The 17,678-nt window shown below is 39.4% G+C and carries 13 protein-coding genes; all 13 read right to left on the bottom strand.

All coding sequences use genetic code 11. From position 1 onward, the window contains the following. Positions 1-25: 25 nt before the first annotated feature. Positions 26-1,897, bottom strand: a complete 1,872-nt coding sequence (locus tag BO18_RS10340; RefSeq protein ID WP_034445972.1) for a hypothetical protein — start codon at positions 1,895-1,897, stop codon at positions 26-28. A gap of 2 nt (positions 1,898-1,899) precedes the next feature. Continuing rightward, positions 1,900-2,733 (bottom strand): glycosyltransferase family 2 protein, encoded by an 834-nt coding sequence (locus tag BO18_RS10335; RefSeq protein WP_034445968.1) that lies wholly within the window; start codon positions 2,731-2,733, stop codon positions 1,900-1,902. A gap of 2 nt (positions 2,734-2,735) precedes the next feature. Next, positions 2,736-3,890, bottom strand: coding sequence for a glycosyltransferase family 4 protein (locus tag BO18_RS10330; RefSeq protein WP_034445964.1), 1,155 nt, complete (start codon positions 3,888-3,890; stop codon positions 2,736-2,738). 39 nt (positions 3,891-3,929) lie between these two features. Beyond that, complete coding sequence (locus tag BO18_RS10325) at positions 3,930-4,898, bottom strand: hypothetical protein (RefSeq protein ID WP_051688646.1); 969 nt, start codon at positions 4,896-4,898, stop codon at positions 3,930-3,932. Positions 4,899-4,954: 56 nt separating this feature from the next. Then, positions 4,955-6,154 (bottom strand): glycosyltransferase, encoded by a 1,200-nt coding sequence (locus tag BO18_RS10320; protein WP_034445961.1) that lies wholly within the window; start codon positions 6,152-6,154, stop codon positions 4,955-4,957. Positions 6,155-6,164: 10 nt separating this feature from the next. Then, positions 6,165-7,292 (bottom strand): DegT/DnrJ/EryC1/StrS family aminotransferase, encoded by a 1,128-nt coding sequence (locus BO18_RS10315; RefSeq protein WP_034445959.1) that lies wholly within the window; start codon positions 7,290-7,292, stop codon positions 6,165-6,167. A 119-nt stretch (positions 7,293-7,411) separates the two neighbouring features. Further along, positions 7,412-8,176, bottom strand: coding sequence for a hypothetical protein (locus BO18_RS32655; RefSeq protein WP_051688645.1), 765 nt, complete (start codon positions 8,174-8,176; stop codon positions 7,412-7,414). An 88-nt stretch (positions 8,177-8,264) separates the two neighbouring features. Continuing rightward, on the bottom strand, positions 8,265-10,019 hold the full coding sequence (locus BO18_RS10305) for an ABC transporter ATP-binding protein (RefSeq protein ID WP_034445957.1): 1,755 nt from the start codon (positions 10,017-10,019) through the stop codon (positions 8,265-8,267). Between the two features lies 1 nt (position 10,020). After that, positions 10,021-11,031: an acyltransferase family protein gene (locus BO18_RS10300; protein ID WP_034445953.1), complete on the bottom strand. Its 1,011-nt coding sequence runs from the start codon at positions 11,029-11,031 to the stop codon at positions 10,021-10,023. An 18-nt stretch (positions 11,032-11,049) separates the two neighbouring features. Then, positions 11,050-12,720 (bottom strand): hypothetical protein, encoded by a 1,671-nt coding sequence (locus BO18_RS10295; protein WP_185752400.1) that lies wholly within the window; start codon positions 12,718-12,720, stop codon positions 11,050-11,052. Then, positions 12,707-14,419, bottom strand: coding sequence for a hypothetical protein (locus BO18_RS10290; RefSeq protein WP_034445948.1), 1,713 nt, complete (start codon positions 14,417-14,419; stop codon positions 12,707-12,709). Before BO18_RS10290 ends, BO18_RS10295 begins: the two co-directional genes overlap by 14 nt. After that, complete coding sequence (locus BO18_RS32650) at positions 14,388-17,195, bottom strand: glycosyltransferase family 4 protein (protein WP_051688643.1); 2,808 nt, start codon at positions 17,193-17,195, stop codon at positions 14,388-14,390. Before BO18_RS32650 ends, BO18_RS10290 begins: the two co-directional genes overlap by 32 nt. Before the next feature lie 33 nt (positions 17,196-17,228). Beyond that, positions 17,229-17,660 (bottom strand): hypothetical protein, encoded by a 432-nt coding sequence (locus tag BO18_RS10280; protein WP_034445946.1) that lies wholly within the window; start codon positions 17,658-17,660, stop codon positions 17,229-17,231. Between the last annotated feature and the right edge of the window lie 18 nt (positions 17,661-17,678).

Genomic DNA, 17,678 nt, shown 5'->3' with positions numbered 1-17,678 from the left:
TAAAATATGACATCTTAATTATATCTCATTCTCCAGAATGTCTCCAGTTCCTTCTTTTTGAGAAACACAGAAATAGAATTAATCCCATAACTGCAATTATTGAAACAGCCAAAGCCACATTCCAGTACCAGGGCTGCACATAAGACAAATATATTTTCCCGTCAAACCCTGCAGGAAGATCAAATGCCACAAGAAGATTGTCGCTGTCATACACGTCATAACTGTTGCCGAAATCATCACCAACCCTGTAGCCGGGATAATTGGTTCTAGGAAGCACAACCTGTACTTCTTTCTGTTTGTTCCTGATAGCCACGGTCATATTAAGTCCGGTATTATCAAGTATTTCCACGCTCTCAAAATCACCAAAAACTTCTCCTGTATACAGTTCGAAATCAGTCTGAACATAACCTGAATCCCCAATCCCAACTCTCGAATATTCAGCCAGTCCCTGAGGGAAATATGTGTCTCTTTCCTCATAGTAATAAAGGGATGGATCAAAAGCAAAAAGGCTCACAAAGACAAGTGATGTCACTGTAGTAAGGATAACGCAGTAGCGTGAAACATTAATCTTATATTGATCACACAAAACATTCCGTATTTTCTGCTCTTTCAGAATATATCCCAAAAGAAGCGTCAGTGTAATACATGCAACTCCCAGATATCTCCAAGCAAACTGTACCTGAGTTATAATGTTAAGAACCTTAATATCAGCGATAAGATTCCAAGGAAATACATTGGTCGACATTAGCAAAAACAATGCTGAAGTGATAGTAAGTACCTTAATCTCCTTTGTGGCAAGACCTTTGATAATAAGCCATATAGCCAAGCCAAGTACCAGGAAAAGAAATATTCCGGGGGTAAGTTGCACGTGTGAATCCGGATCATTAGCAAAAAAGGTAAAAAGCTCTGCTATACTGATTCCACTTCCCTGAATCTTCAGGCCACTGTTCACACTAACTGTAGACATAGTCATAGCTCTAATAAGATAATCTGCAAGCGGGACAACGAAAAAGGCACTAAGTAAAGTCGTAAAAAACACAGCTAGCGCAAAAAGCTTTATAGTCCGAATCTTAAAACTCTCCCTAAATCTTATAATAAAGAAAACCAGCAATGCAAAAGAAACGATTTCAATCGACAAAGTATGAGTAAGCACTACTCCTGTCATTCCAAGAGCCAGTAAAATGCTATAGACATATCCTCCCTCATAGATCATAACAAAAGCAAACGCTATAAGCGGAAAGAATATCATTGCACAGTACTCACCGACAGCGTGCCTTATAAATACATCTGTAAGCCTATATGGATTAAGACAAAAAGCGAAAGCGAGAAGATGCGCTATCTTCTGGCTGTTGAACAGTTTCTCAAAACAAATAACCGAAATAATAGCCGTAGCCAGATTAACAGCAAAAATAAAGAACTTAAAAGCAGTAGTAATTGAAAATCCAAAGATTCTCAGCACTGCAGGAAATATTAAAAGAACATCGCCATAAAAAATAGGTGCAGGATATCCATAGCCGTTACACCACATGGAATATATTCTAGCCGGAATATGTCCCATCCTCAACTCTTGAAGCAACCCTTCAACCCTGAAAACATGAAATTCTATATCATGTCCATTCATATTAATTCCCTTAAACATTAACGGAATAGAAGACAAAAAAGTCACCAATAATACCACGAGCCAGGCTTTCTGTTCCTCAGGGCTCTTGTCCCTAAAGCATATCACTAAATTTATAAAAGAAAAAATTATTACAAGATACACGAAATACCTTTTGAATCTATCATAATCAACTAGTAATTCGGCATTGAAATGAAAAAAGAGCATCTGCCCCAAATAGAATAAAACAACTACCACTTCTGCAATATATATTTTCTTTTTAGATTTAGATGAATTCATTATCAATTGCTCCTAAGCTGTCCCAACAACATTTTAATATATGGCGTGATACTAAAAATCATCGCTTTTCCTACTCCGTAATTCTTTTTAAGATAATGGAAATATGATTTTAAGGGAAGCCCCTTTGGGTTCTCCTTTTTCCTTAGCCTTTCACCAAAGGAAAGACTGGTGTCTCCCCAGGTTCCTGCCACAGGATTTCTGTTACAAACTCCTACAAGAAAACTTGAAGTATATATCTTCGCTCCATGACGGTGAAGGTCAAATCCATAGTCAAAATCCCCCATGGCATGGGCATAATAGCCATCCATAGGTCCAACGCTTACGTAATCCTTCCAGGGAATAAGCGCACAGTTGGCATTAAAGCTGTCACAATGTACCTCCGGGTGCTCATTTGAGATATACTCAACAGCCACAGCTCCTTTATTCCTGACTCCGCCATAAGTAAAGTTGCCCTTATCGTCACAGGTTGCACCAACTATTATGGCTCCGTCCTTGGCTTCGCTCTCCTTGATCAGCTTCTCTACTGCACCAGCGTTAAAGGTCACATCATCATTCACCAGAAGTACGTAGTCATAGCGTTTCCCGGAGTTGTTCAGCCACTCCATTCCACGGCGCATACTTCTTGAATAGTACAGGTTCCCTTCAGTGTTTATAAGGGTTACATTGTGGTATTCCTCATCTATTTTTAATAGTTCCTGCGCACTATCGTCGGTGCTTCCGTCATTTACCACAATGAAACGAAAGTACAGGGACGGATTGCCCGTGATCAGTGTTCTAAGACAATTTGAAGTTTTTTGAGACCTGTTGAAACAGGTAAGTATTACAGCTACATTCATAATTATTTCCAGTCTTCAAAGACTTCTATCGTCTTATCCCAGGTAAGGTCCTTTACCACATGCTCCCTGGCGTTCCCAGTTATTTCCTGCCTGAGATTATCATCCTTGGATAAAAGAGCTATCTTCTTCCTCATCTCTGTTTCCGAGTCACAAAGGAATCCGGTCTTTCCGTCGTCTATAAGAAACTCAGGCCCTGGTGCTCTCATGGCAAGAACAGGGCAAAAGCCAACCATTGCCTCCAGAATTGCCATGCCATAGATCTCAACTCTGTTAAAGTTAATGAAGAAGTCGCAAGCTTTGTATATCTCAGCCATCTCGGAGTTTGGTATCTTGGGAATCCGCCTCACACTCCCCTGAAGCCCCAACTCCTTTACCCTTGTATCAAGCTCAGACGCCATAACGCCGTCACCAATCATAAGGAGATGGTAGTTTCCACCCGAGTCATTCAGATTTTTTAAGAGTTCTACAGCTTCTATGGGTCTTTTGTATTCCTCGAGACGGCCAACAAATAGCAGAATCTTCACATTAAAGGGCATTCCATAGTGCTCTCTGATCTCATAAATATCTCTATCAGAAACCTTAAGTCCTTCCTGTGGAAGTCCTACCGGTGCAAGCTTTGCCATAACTCCCTGGGCATTAAGCTGCTTCTGAACATAGGGAGTCTTAGCATAAACAGGAACTTTTTTGTATGCCCTGATATTCCATCCAAGCATTAACTTGCTAATGGTCTGCTTTAAGCCATCGCTGCTGTCCGTGAACAAGGTTCCAATGTATAGATGACACTTGATGTTATTCTCAAGGCAGTAGTCTATCAACTTCGGAGCATACAGCATATTGTCAGCCAGTAGATGTACCAAATCCGCTTTTAATTCTCTCAGGATATCGAGGTCAATAATGCCATGATGTCCAATCCCTTTTCCCGGTAAGGTATGGATTACAATCCTATCATCTCCCGAAGAAGCTCCACTCTCATCCCTACCTTTCGAAGCGACGATCGCATCTTGCCTCGCAGATACAGTGCGAGACAAGAGCACAATATCTACATGGTGCTCAGGATGGGCCTTTACCAATGCTCTAGCCATCCCCATCTCCTGGGAATTGTAAAACACATCATTCACTTCGTTAGTAATATATAGCTTAAGAAAAACGATGTTCATAACCTCTTATCTTCCTGCCACAAGCACAAAGCTTGACTTTTACTCGACGATATGGAACAACCATTTTTTTAATAATTTCACCATTTTAATAGGAGATGTATTTCTTTTTACTTTTTTCCATATTGTGTCAGTATGCAATAAATAAAACTCTTTAGCGATTCGTTCATCGATTTTGACATGTTCAAAATTAACTTTACTATTACCAGAAAACGTGTAATCCTTAGTCTTTCGGATGCCTGAATGAGTTCCGCTACCATCAAATCCCGAGTTGCAAACCAATCCCACCTTAGGATAAATCGTTACCATTCCATACATTGCCGCAGCATATGCCCATCTTACAGCCCAGGAATCTGATTCACCACGCATCTGCCTTTGGAGCATAGGATAAAGATCTCCGCCTCCCAAGCACAATTGTTTTTGAAGTGATTTGCTATTACATAGCACTTCATAGTCTGAAACTGACCAGTCCACTTTTTCCCATCTGTCCTTCCAGGAAGCCCATCCCCAGCTAGAAGATCTATAACTGGCATAAACATCGTGATCATATTTTTTTAAGCTCTTTAGTTTATAGCCATACGCTGCCACTGACCACACAGAAGGGTCATCCCTATAGAACTTTAGGCCAGCATTCATATACTCTAAAAAAGTTTGCGAAGTAATCAGGTCATCTTCCACCACAATTACTTCGCTATATCCATTCATCAGGTCTGTTACTCCGGAAATAATACTATTTGCAAGGCCTACATTATTATCTTTTATTGATACATGAACCATTCTGAACCGACTTGACAAGCCCTCTGAATCATCATGTCTGCCCAATCGCTCTGCCCATTCATGAACTTCCTTCACTTTAGCACTATCTCTATTTTCCTTATATCCATCTATGAAAAGATACAGCTCGCTATCTTTGGATAGAGTATTTTTAGCCAATGATTCTATACACATTTGAAGCTTGTCAAGCCTGTTATATCCAAATACTGCTATGGGGGCTAGTTTATTATCATTCATGTCTTTTCCTCAACACCACTTCGAATACATCTATTTATTTAACATATCCACTCGCGTCACTTCCATGTCATTTCCATTTTTTCGAATTCATCAAGTATTTCAACGATTCCAGATGAATAATCATACTCAATCAGACTATTTCTTAGTCCTTCCTGTTTATCAACTGCCTCTTCCTTACGATTGTCGTCACAGCAAAACAAAGCCATTTTGCTAGCTAGATCTACGTAATCATATCCATCAAAAAAAGTAACTCCATCGCCCATCTGCTCTTTATGCCCCGGAATATCAGAAATAATCAACGGACACTTCAAATAAACAGCCTCTATCGGAGGGATGTTATTGGGCCCCATAAGCGATGCAAAGATAGTAGCAAGCGCATGGGTATAGATATACTTCATTTCTTCATAACTAACAAATCCAGTGAAGTGCACAAGGTCACTTACCCCCAATTCATTAGCCATTTTCTCTATATATCCCTTATTTCCTTTATCGGAGCCGGTAAAAATCACATGGGCATCAATGCCCTTCTCTTTTCTCAGATTATGAATTGCTTTCACTATGCATATGTGATTCTTGTGCGGCCAAAACTGTGCGGGATAAAAAAAGTATTTCTCAGGTAAATCAAACTTAGGTTTTTCCTCATCTCCGTAACAAAAAAAAGTTATCGGAAATGGCACAATCCTAATTTTGCTCTCCATAACACTATAGTTTTCCAATATCTCTCTTTTACCGGTCTCGTTTCCGGTAAGAATAAATGTTGCCTTGGCAAGCATCCTTGCGCACTGCGCTTCGTGCCCATTCCATCTGTACATAGGCTTTGTAGTCTCAGGAAAGGCCGGCATCACCCTGTGTCCAATATCCCATATTGTGTAAATGAACGGTGTTGTAAGATCAACATCCGCAGGATAGGTAAACCAAAAGATATTTATCCCCTCTTTTTCTGCTAAATAGTCAAGGTAAGATTCTCTATATATCCTGGGAGAGTGATAAAAAAACCTTAATCCGGCATTTCTGATACTATTTCCGGCATTTCTGACAAACATTTTAGGTATACTCTTATATCTGATCCTGTCCACATTGATGTAAGTAAGATTCTCTCGAATGCTCTTGTATGGAAACTTCATTCCGCCGTTAAAGCAAATAACGATTTCATACTTTTCCTGAACCTTTTTTAGTTCCTGTTCAATTGTCTTTAAAATACTGGATGCGCCGCCCTTTTCCGGCGTTACATCGTCAAAATATACTCCAACTCTCATTTAGAAACCCTTATCTGGCAAATTCATGGATAACACCACAGATATGGGCGATATCCTCTTCGTTTAGATTTGATGCACTTGGTAAGTAAAAACCATTTTCAGAAAGCAAATCTGTCACAGGATACTCTCCACTGCAATCACAACCGTATTTCTTAAGAGCCGGCTGAACATGCATGCTTTTAAAAAGAAGTCTTGTGTCAATATTATTATCCTTAAGATGAGCTATCAGTTCATCACTTGTCCGCCCATATTTATCAGGATCTACAATGATGGTATTCATCCATCCAACATTTTCGGATTCTTCCTCATCTTTTTGGAAGATAATTCCGGAAACATCAGCAAGATGCTTCTTGTAAAGCATGTGGTTAGTCATACGCATTTTCTTGTAATCATCAGCTTTTTCAGTCTGTGCAAGACCGATAGCCGCATGAATATTACTCATGCGATAGTTAAATCCAATATCATCATGCAGATAATTCCTTGGCCCGTGAGTTGGGAAGCAGACATTCTTGTAATAACGCAGAAGGTCATCGTATCTCTCATCATCCGTTACGCACATGCCGCCCTCGCCTGTAGTAACATTCTTATTGGCAAAAAAGCTAAAGCAGGCGATATCAGAAAAGCTTCCCACCTTGTGACCGTGATATGTAGCTCCATGGGCCTCAGCAGCATCTTCAACAATAAAAAGATTGTGCCTTTTTGCAATATCCACGATGGCATCCATATCACAAGGATTTCCAAAGATATGTACCGGAATGATTGCCTTTGTCCTAGAGGTTATCTTTTCTTCAATCTTTGTAACATCAATGTTCCACGTATCCTTATCAGCATCAACGAATACCGGCATTGCTCCCACATAGCATACGGCAAACGCAGTAGCTATCATGGTAAAAGAGGGAATGATAACCTCATCGCCCTTTCCTATCCCAAGGGCAGCGAGCGCCAAATGCAAAGCAACAGTGCCATTGCATACAGCAACTCCATGTTTAACTCCACAGTATCCGGAAAATGCCTCTTCGAACTTTGTCACATAAGATCCACTTGAAGATATCCATCCTGTAGATACAGCGTCCATAACATATTTAGTTTCATTGCCATTTAAAAACGGCTCACATACACTTATACGTTTGTTTGGCATATAGTCTCCTATTTTGGTTGTTTTCAATCTTTCGCTTCAGTAAAGTCAGTATTCTATGAATATTATATCGCCGAGATATTACCGACGCCAGCCTCTTTCTCGTAACCACAGCTTGCCTATTACTCACCAATACTGCTTTCCTTTTTCAGAATGGTTATATTATTTCTACCTATGCAGCTGGCCATGCTGGAAAAGGTACTATAGTAACTGGCATAAAGATTTTTTGCTCCCGCAAGTATCAGCATTTCATACAGCGCAAACTGTATTCCCTCTGAAGTTCTTCTGGAAACAGCCTTGGTTGCTTCTGAATACACATTTTGGGGATACTTATCCTTGAGGTCCTTCAAAATAGCTTCGTCATCAGTTGCTACATAAACTTTTATCTTATCATCAGAACCAATAAGTTCTTCCATCTTGTCATAGAACAAATACGTCGGACTATTCTTAATAGCCATTTCATTATCAGTTCTTCTGATGTGCATTGCATCATATGTGCCAAGTCTTCCCTTATACCGGTCAACTCTTTCTACTACATCCTTATTAAACGAAGCAAAAGAAAGGTCTACATCCCCATAGAACTGATTATAGCTCTCAATGAATATCCTTTTTCTTTTTTTATTGATAATCCTTTTTCTGAGGGAGCTCATCTCCTCATTTGTCTTTATCTGATTTACCTCTTCAGTTACTACTTTCATTGCCAGCTTAAACAATTTATGACGTCCTCGCTGCAACGCCTTAACAATGACACTGCCAAGCCTAAAATGCGTAAGCATTGTCTTGTATGACTCGTTGATAAACTTAAGATTATGGACTTTAAATATCTGAGGAAGCCCCGCAAAAACATCCTCAAAATCACACCCACATTCATTTATGTTATCCCACAAGAGAATAATCCTGCTAATATTACAATCCTTAGTAAGATTATAAGCTGATGAAATAACCAAAAACCTATTTCCCAGCCCTCCTCTTGGCTCAATGATCAGCGTTGTACTCTTCATAAGTTACCTGTGTAGCCTTCCCATCTCTTATCTCATAGATAAGATCACAATTCTTAATAGTCGTCAGTCTGTGTGCAATAATTATAATTGTCTTTTTACCTGACAGCTGGTATATCGCATCCATAACTGCTTTTTCTGTTTCATTATCAAGAGCAGATGTTGCTTCATCAAGCACTATCACTCCCGGATTGTTGTAAAGCGCTCTTGCAATACCTATCCTCTGTCTCTGACCTCCGGATATTTTAACTCCTCTGTCACCTATATTACTGTAAATGCCATCCTTCTGTTCCTTTATGAAATCAGAAAGCTGCGCAGCCTCGATAGCAGCATACACTTTGGCATCGTCAATTTTATCTTCTTCTATGCCGAATGCAACATTAGCTCTTATTGTATCGTCTGTTAAATATGTTGTCTGCGGAATATATCCAACATTTCTATGCCATGTGGATTTATTCTGTATTACATCAACTCCGCCAACAGATACCTCTCCTGAATTTGGATTCAGAACTCCCAGAATAAGATCCGCCAACGTGGTCTTCCCAGCTCCTGAAGGGCCCACAAAAGCCACTGATTTATTGTACGGAACAGTAAAAGACACTCCATCAAGAATCATCTTCTCCTGTTTGGAAGGGTATGCAAATTTCAGCTCCCTGATCACAATATCTCCGGAAGGTATCTCCTGCCCATTATCCGATTCATTATTATCTTCCAGTCTTCTCATTTCCATAAGATCATCATACAGCCCATCTATCGATGTCTTATGAAACATAATAGATCCAATATACCCACTGATTCGGTTAAAAGAAGGAAGCATTCGAATTGCCGCAACCGCAAAAACGGACATTACCGGAATAAAGCTATTTACATCTGTCCCCATCATTATTCTGATTGCCATAAACAACAAAATACCACAAATACAGATGGACTCCATTAGTGGCCTGGGGATATATGTCAATATCTGTTCCATGCGCTTGGCATATGTGAACTTTGCAAAGGACTTATCAAACTTTTCCACAAAATAGTCTTCAGTACTGGTTGCCTTAACTTCTTTAATTCCGCCAAAGGCTTCAAGGAAAAACTTGCTTTTTTCTGCCTCCGCCAATCGGGAATTATTCCCATAAAACTTGAGCTTCTTCCTCACGATTTTAATAAAAAAGAACATGAATCCAAGCATTATCAATACAAGGACTATAGTAGTAGAAAAATCCGTTATCAGTAAAAAAAGCGCAAGCATAGCACACACCATTACTTCTGTGAACAGCATGAGCAGATTTGTTAAAACATAAATAAGGCTGTTGATATCTCTGTTAACATTTCTCTCTAAATCCGCCACATTATGATACGAATGAAAAAGAAAGTTCTGCTGTATATAAGACTTCATGAGGCTCACTGACATCCGCCTCTGAGTGTTGTTCGTAAAGGTGTTCTGTGCAATGTTCAAAAGAATAAGATATATATTCTTGACTACATAAACAGCAATAAGTCCCAGGGTCAAAATCAAAATGAACGTCTTGTGATCATGGACTCCAACAATATCACTTACGGCCTTGAAATACTTATTTGTCTCAATAATAGAAGGATCTGTAACAGCAGAAACAAGCGGGAGAATAGCAGAAACCCCCAATGTTTCCATTAATGCTCCTCCTAAAATCAATAATAGAAGAACATATATCTTTACCCTTTGCTTTCTATCAAAAATAGAAAGCATTTTCCTGATCATAGCCACCATATCAATTGCTCCAAATTCCCATCAGTTTCCTTGCAAATTTAGTTTCAACAAAAACGTATGTAATACACGACAATCCTAATGTAAGTAATACAAACAAAAAGACATATAGCATTCCCTTTTCATCAAAAATCTCATCAAGGAAAAGCAACACCGCCACATGTATCAAATATAATGAGTATGAAATAACACTTATGAAAGTAACAACTTTATAACATAGATTCCACTTATTCAATAGCGGTTTGATTCTTCTTGTCATTACCACATATACCGCTGCAATAGCAGGTGAAATCACTGCTGTGCCGGATCCTGTCAGGAAACAAAACAGTATCAAAAACAGCAAAACAGCACAGAGCCTGAAATCTTTATTTTCCTGTTCAGCTAAATAAATCAGTATTCCCATCAGGAAATAAAACATAAATCGAAAAGGAAGCCTGCCTGTACCGACATTTTCTGTAACTTTATATGCCGCATATCCAATGATAACACCAGCCCATGCTACATAGTATTTCCTGACAAACAGGTATAAGAACGGAGCAAGCAGATAAAACAACACAAATACACTGATACTCCAAACTGCTCCCAGATTGATCCAGAAGTCATACTCTGACGGAATCCATAAATTAAGCATGAGAATATATCTGATCCAATAAAGCCCCGTGCTATCTTCCGGCACTTTCTGAACAACAGTATATAAAATGAAATAAAACAAAATGATGAGAAAGTATAATGGGAGAATATGCGCAGCCCTTGACAGCCAGAACTTCCGAATCACATTAAAGGTTCCATTTTCTTTTTGAAATAATCTCTCCAATGAAACATACGCCAGATATCCGCTTAATATAAAAAAGAAGCTTACTCCTGTAGACCCTTTCTCAAAAAAGCGTCCAACAGCACTGGGAATGGCAATTCTCTGCGTAAAATGAACTCCTATTACCATAATGCAAGCCAACGCACGCAAAACATCCAGGGAGTAATCTCTATTTTTGCTGTATATATCATCAATCCATTTCATGCAATAATAATTCCTCAATCAAAGAACGCCATTTGCCACATAATTATGCCAACTCTCTGTATCTCTTACAAGTGAACGGAAATCTCCTCCAATGCAGAGACTTATAAGACAAGTACATACCAGAAGCCCTATTAGTCTACGCTTAGGTATGCTATTCCTATGCTTAATGCAATCTATGATACACGAGTACCCCGAAGCAGCATATGGAAACAGAAGCACGTAATAGGATAATGTATACTGTGCCTTAGCCTCCCAGACAATATGGAACAAAAATCCGCCGACAAATACAGTCGCCAGTATTAACTGCGTCAATCCATACTCATCTTTAAGCCAGAACAACGCTATTGCCCCGATCAGAATAAGTATCATAAACGCGTCAAGATAGCTATACTCTATACCACTTGCGCTGTAAGAATTTATCTCCTTAGTCAGATTGCTCTGGGCTTCCTCATAATCACATACCTGATTGATCCAGTGGCATTCAAATGTTGGGTTGTTCCACTCAGAAGCAAGTTTCAACAAGAAAAACTCCTTGGCATACCCCGGATCTGACACAAACTGTCCTAATGAATATTTAATGCTTGATAATGCTATTTCCTTCTGTTTATCAGCATCAAAGCCACTCTCCTGATATGAATTTGCCTCAAAATCATTATGCCATCCGTTTGCCCTGGGTCCTTCCTGCAGACCAATGGCCACATATGACCAGGAGCTCATAGCACCATCGTTCTCTATCCCAGTAATCTTATAGGTTATCCCTTCCAGAATGAGTGAATTTGTCAAAAGAACTACAATCAGGAGTCCAGTGTACGCAGCCTGTAAAAGCTTTTTATTTCTGATCGTTTCAAATATGGCATATATTATCATAGCCATTAAGAAAATGGCATAATTCTTTTTTGCAAAGATTCCAACAAGAATAGCCAGCAGTGACATTATCCCGCATAGTTTACTGCCATTCTTTAAAAACACAATTTCATAATCTATAGCCGCTACTGATAACGCTAGTCCAAGAACATTTCCATAAATAAAAGAACTGTACATAATAAGCGGATAAAAAGCTATCCCCAACAGATATAAATACATTCTGTACTTTGTATCCATCCCCTGATGAATGCAAATGTCTCCCAGCTTTTTATAGAAGAGCACAACCGCCAGTAAATTAAGAAGCTGAAATGCCAAAACATTTCTCGTTCCAAAAATAAGTGACCACAGGAAATATATATATATAGTTCCCATCTGATGCGGATATTTGGAGAAATACTCTCCTTTTACAAAGCTGGAATAGTCCCCCTGCCTCAGCGCTTCCACCCCCGCATAAACAGCCATCTGATCAGATCTTGGAGTATATCTTGACGTTACTATCCACGTCAGTCCCACAGCAAATATAATAGCAATGCCCCACAAGCACCTTTTGTTTTCAACGATTTTGGGGGTAAATCCGGTCTTCATCAAAATAACTAACGCTACAATTCCAGCTGCTATAACAAGAATATTAACCAGGATATTGTCCCCGATAAAAAGGGTTGTCTCTGATATATCATCCGTCAATGTGCTGGTACTCACAAATGAAACAACAAATATGAATAACAGCATTATCCGCATAAGCATTACGACTATTTTCTTATAGGCCGATATGATATGGTCCAAAAAACGCGTCATTCCCCACAATACCTCTTTATCTTCTTTCAAACACGGCAAATGCATCATCACTCTTGGAAGAGTTCTCGGAATAATTCGTCATAACCCACTGCCCAAACTCAGTTTCGTAGAATTTTGAAACATCACTGTAATCTGTCCTACTGAGAAGAAAACAATCCGGAATATCCCTGCCAAAGAGTGTATAAAAATCAATCCACTGCTCGTTATAATACTGACCTGTAGCAGCATACTGGGCAGAGATATACTCTCCTTTGACAAAATAATACATTATAGGTTCTCTGGTTAAAAGAGTGTACAACTTACCCTCTTCAGTATTTGTTTTAACAGACTTACTCTGCTGCTCATACTGCCCGGCCTGCTCTGGAAAAACCTTTATTCCCCGAAGTGGCCCCTCTTCCAACGTACTTGTACACTGCATGACATTTGCAGGTTTTGTACTATCTATTCGGACAAAATACGCTGATGAGAACATAATTCCCAACAAAAAAACAATTGCAGCTGCAACGCTAACACCAAAGGTCTTTCCCTGATACTCATCAATCCTTCTGATCATCATGATCACAAGACATACGATTGAACTCTCAAGATACATTGCATTTTCATTGAATCCAAGATTCGATCCCATAAGCACGCCAATATATATTGCTATCCCAAAGCCATAGAAAAGCCATACCATTGGTCGTTCTGCCTCTTTTATTCTAAGAAGAGGCAGTAGAATTACCGCGCCAATATACCTCTCAAGCAGTCCAAATGGGCCACTGGGTCTGATCCCTGTAAGGTTTAATATGACAACAAACAACGTAGTCAGGAGAACAAATGAATATACAATGTTAATCTCAATCTTAAACAGCCGCTTCAACACAAATCCCAAAATAGCAGCTGCAATTCCCATCGCCAGGAGTCTTGCCGCACTCTTACTAATATAATCTATCCTGGTAAACGCATTGAATAACGTACTATGGTCGCCATTCTTACCGAGTTCTCTAATTGTCATAATAAAGTCTGATACCGACATATTGGCTAATAGGTATGCCACCAGTACTGCTGCGCATACCATGCATACAGCAAAGAACGCAAGTGCTGCTAACACTCCTGTTTTTCTGTTGTCAGCAACTATAAAGATAATCAAAAAGGCAACAAAAGGCACTGTTATGATTATCGTAGGGTATGAATAAACTGCTGCAGCGTAAAAAACAGAAGCAATACATAACTTCCCGTAATTCATTCCTTCTTTGCTGATCTGAAGCAGTAACATAGAACAGATCATGCAGCCCCATACAGATACGGTTGAGTATTCTATTTCCTGTGTAGCTCTTGGCAACATGTTCGCAATCACAAAAGCTGCTCCAAATGCACACCTGCTGCCATAAAAACGCTTTAATCCAAAATAAAAATAAACAGAAAGAACAATCTGTACCAGACAAGCCATTGCTCGCAAAAAAACTGCAATTCCTTCAGTTGAACCTGTTATGGACACAAAAAGTCTGCACAAAAGCGCCGGAAAAATAGCTGCCGTCTGATGAAGGTCCCACATATCCCTGAAAAGGACCTTTCCATCAGCAATCTTTTGTGCAAGCAAAATATTATATGATTCGTCATGATCCCAGCCATAGAGCACCCTGAACACCATGCCCACAACTGTTAAAACACATAGAGCTATCGCAAAAGCTCTTTCATTACTTTTTATCATTACCACATTACCCGAAGTTTTTCTTTCGAACTTCTTCATAAATCGCCTTCAACTGGGCATAATTGCTCTCAGCTGTATACATTGTCAGATATTCATCCGGCAATTCTATCGGCGCATTCATAAATCCTTCTACAGCCTTAGCCAGGGAAACTACAGAATTATATTTGAACTTATGTCCTGTTACTCCCTCTATGACAAGATTTCCAACATTTCCAATGTCCGCTGCTATAATCGGCGTCCCCATAGTGTAAGCTTCAGCGACTGCCATAGGAAAACCCTCATACCACTGAGTCGGATATATGATAGCCAGTGACTCACCTACAAGCTTCTTTGCCTCGCTGTTGGATATCTGACCAAGCATCTCAACGTTGTCCATCTCGTTGTTATCGATGTATTCATGGCACCAGGAAGATAGTTCTCCAGATCCGCATATCACAAGCTTAGGCGCCTTGTCTCCGAGCTTCATCCACGCCTGTAATAACAGATCCACTCCTTTTATCTTCTCTATACGTCCGGCATATACAATCTGCTTCTTTCGGCTGCTATATGGCACAATATCTGCTTCAGTTGTAGTGAAGTTAGGTTTTACATATACATTTTCTTCTCTGATCTGTTTAAGAGAAAGCAGCTTTTCCTTGTTAAATTCCGTAAGACAGATGTAATTCAACGCTCTATACGTAAGTAACAACCTCTGAAGTTTCATAGAAAGAGCCATTACCATTGTCTGCAGCTTACTGTCTCTATAGCAATTGTATAAAAGAGATGCTTTAAGGCCATGTTCTATGCATCTTTCACACACATGTCCTTTTATATAACACACTCCATTGGGACAGACCAGTCTAAAGTTATGAATAGTCTGTACCACAGGAACTCCGCGATTAATACCTGCCAGATAAACTGCGGGACTGACAAGCGCAACCGTGTTATGCACATGTACAACGTCTATCTTTTCTTTTTCGATTATTCCACATATTTCCCTGTAGGTTCTTATGTTAAACAGCGATGCAAAAGCCAGCCCAATCTTCTGAATAAAACCTTTGTCGCCGGCTTCATCATTGTTCCTGGAATAAAGAATAACCTTGTGTCCGTTACTTTCCAGCAGGGCTTTCTCGTTGGCCACAACTATATCCTCTCCACCGGGAATTCGATAATAATTGTGAACTATGAGTACATTTTCCTTATAATCACTTCCAATATTTCTATTCTGTAAAATAAGCCTTACATTTCTTTTGGCAATCCAAAGGAGAAGAAAAGCTATTGATACAATCGATCCCGCCCAGAGACCATAGCTTACAATATACCTTATGTATTCAACCTTGACTGTACCTTTGCGATAAATCCGATAAAGCGGGGTAGATTCATCTTCATATCCCCTTATTATATTGCCCTCTTTTTTTAAGTTCTTAACATCATCTGATGTAAGATAGACCTCTTCGCCACGGCCTTTAAGAGTTTCATATTTGGGAAGGTATATGTCCTGCGGAGTCGGGAATGCAATAAAATATACAAGACTTGTCAGAATACCGCATAGCACAAAAAGAAATGCTGTAAAAGCATAGATATTAATCGGTATCATCCTGTATGAGGATTTATTTCTGGTACTGAATTCCAGGCATCTGTTTCCAATTCCAAATCCTATGCATTCTCTGGTAAAAGCCATTGAATGATCAACTGCTATTCTGTTTAAGGTGTCATATAAGTAAAAACCGAGGAACAAAAAGATAAAATTTTTAAATGACTGGTTAAACAGATATGTCTCGTTTATACCGCCAATTGTAAGAGCCAAAACTACGGCAAGTTCAGGGCGCAGGTTATCCCTGTGGAGCTTTCTTATAAGCAGAATCATAGAAACAAAATACAATGCAAAGGCAATTGTCCCAAGTCTGAATATAAGATAAACATATGAAGAATCAATTACAAACGCATCCCATGGCAGAGGAATCTCACGTATTCCAAAGAATTCCAGGGGCTTATAGGTCAGGAAATATCTCGTAAACTGGAAACGACCTGCAAATATCCTGTTACACAGCTCAAACAAATCCCCTTTAATAACCAGCGGAAATACAATCATTGCAAGCGCACTGAATGGAAAAATAGCTTTTATAACTATGATCTCAAACCTGTTAAGCTTTTCTTTCCATAGAAGAAACATATCTATAAAGATATATATAGTTGTAATAAGGAAGCCGTTGCGGCTCAGAGAATACATAAAAACATAGCAATTACCAAGCATAAGCAGCACAGCAATTGCAGTAAGATACTTCTTTGAAAGATCATGAAATGAATAAAGTATAAGTATACTGAATATCAAGTAAGTAATATGAAGTGTGTTCGGATGAGGATACCCAAGGGAATGTCTCAGGATTGGAGGCCACCCTGCCCTGTCAAGAGTAAATGCCTTTTCCGGAAGAATGCCAACCACAGAAAGCACATACATGGAAATAAAGACTATTCCCCAAATCCATGCGCTCATCTTAATAACCTTCCGATAACTGACGCCTTTCAACCCAAGCATCATCGTCAGAAATATCAAGAGTGATTTCTCGCCCGACTGATAGTATACCATCGCCCCAAGCGCCAATAACAGCCCAATGATGAGATACTCTATAAGTGAATGCTTGGTTAGCAAAACCTTCACAGCAAATAATCCAGCGCCAATTATCAAACAGATATTATATGCAGGCTGTCCTTCATATAGCCCTATAGCCTTAGCCCCCAGCATAACAGCAAAATAAGCCAGATAAACAATCTCAGCTACGGTGTATTCAGTTTTATTATCAGGCTCTTTCGAGCTTAATGACTTTATTGTCCCCATTTAGTCTAATTCCTAATAAAGATTTTTGACTGTTCAATCCTCGATTTTAAGCATCTCATTGGGTATAGGATCAAATCTTGTCTTATCCATTTCCCCAGCATATGGTCCCTGCTTAATCTCATACATCTCAGTTTCTTCAAGGCACTCAAATCCATGTCCACCGGATGCAAGAAGTATAACATCTCCTGCTTCAAGCACGATTGACTTTATATACTCATGATCATCTGTATAAAAATCACAGCGAAGCTTGCCCTTTCGGATCACCAAGACCTCTTTGGTAAAAAGAACCTCTCTCTTAACTTCATTATGTACATGCGGCAAAATCACGTGACCGGCGTCATGATGCATGTAAGCCAGCTGCTGCGAATAATCATCGGGAGTACAGAAAGTGATCCCCTTTTTGTCATAATTACTTTTAATTACAATTGCAAGTACAATTCCATTATCATCTAAAATATTCCACATAAGCCAATCCTTTTACCA

Source organism: Butyrivibrio sp. AE2032, assembly GCF_000702965.1.
Note: the sequence above shows the minus strand (reverse complement) of the source record. Positions and strands in the feature narration are given on the sequence as shown.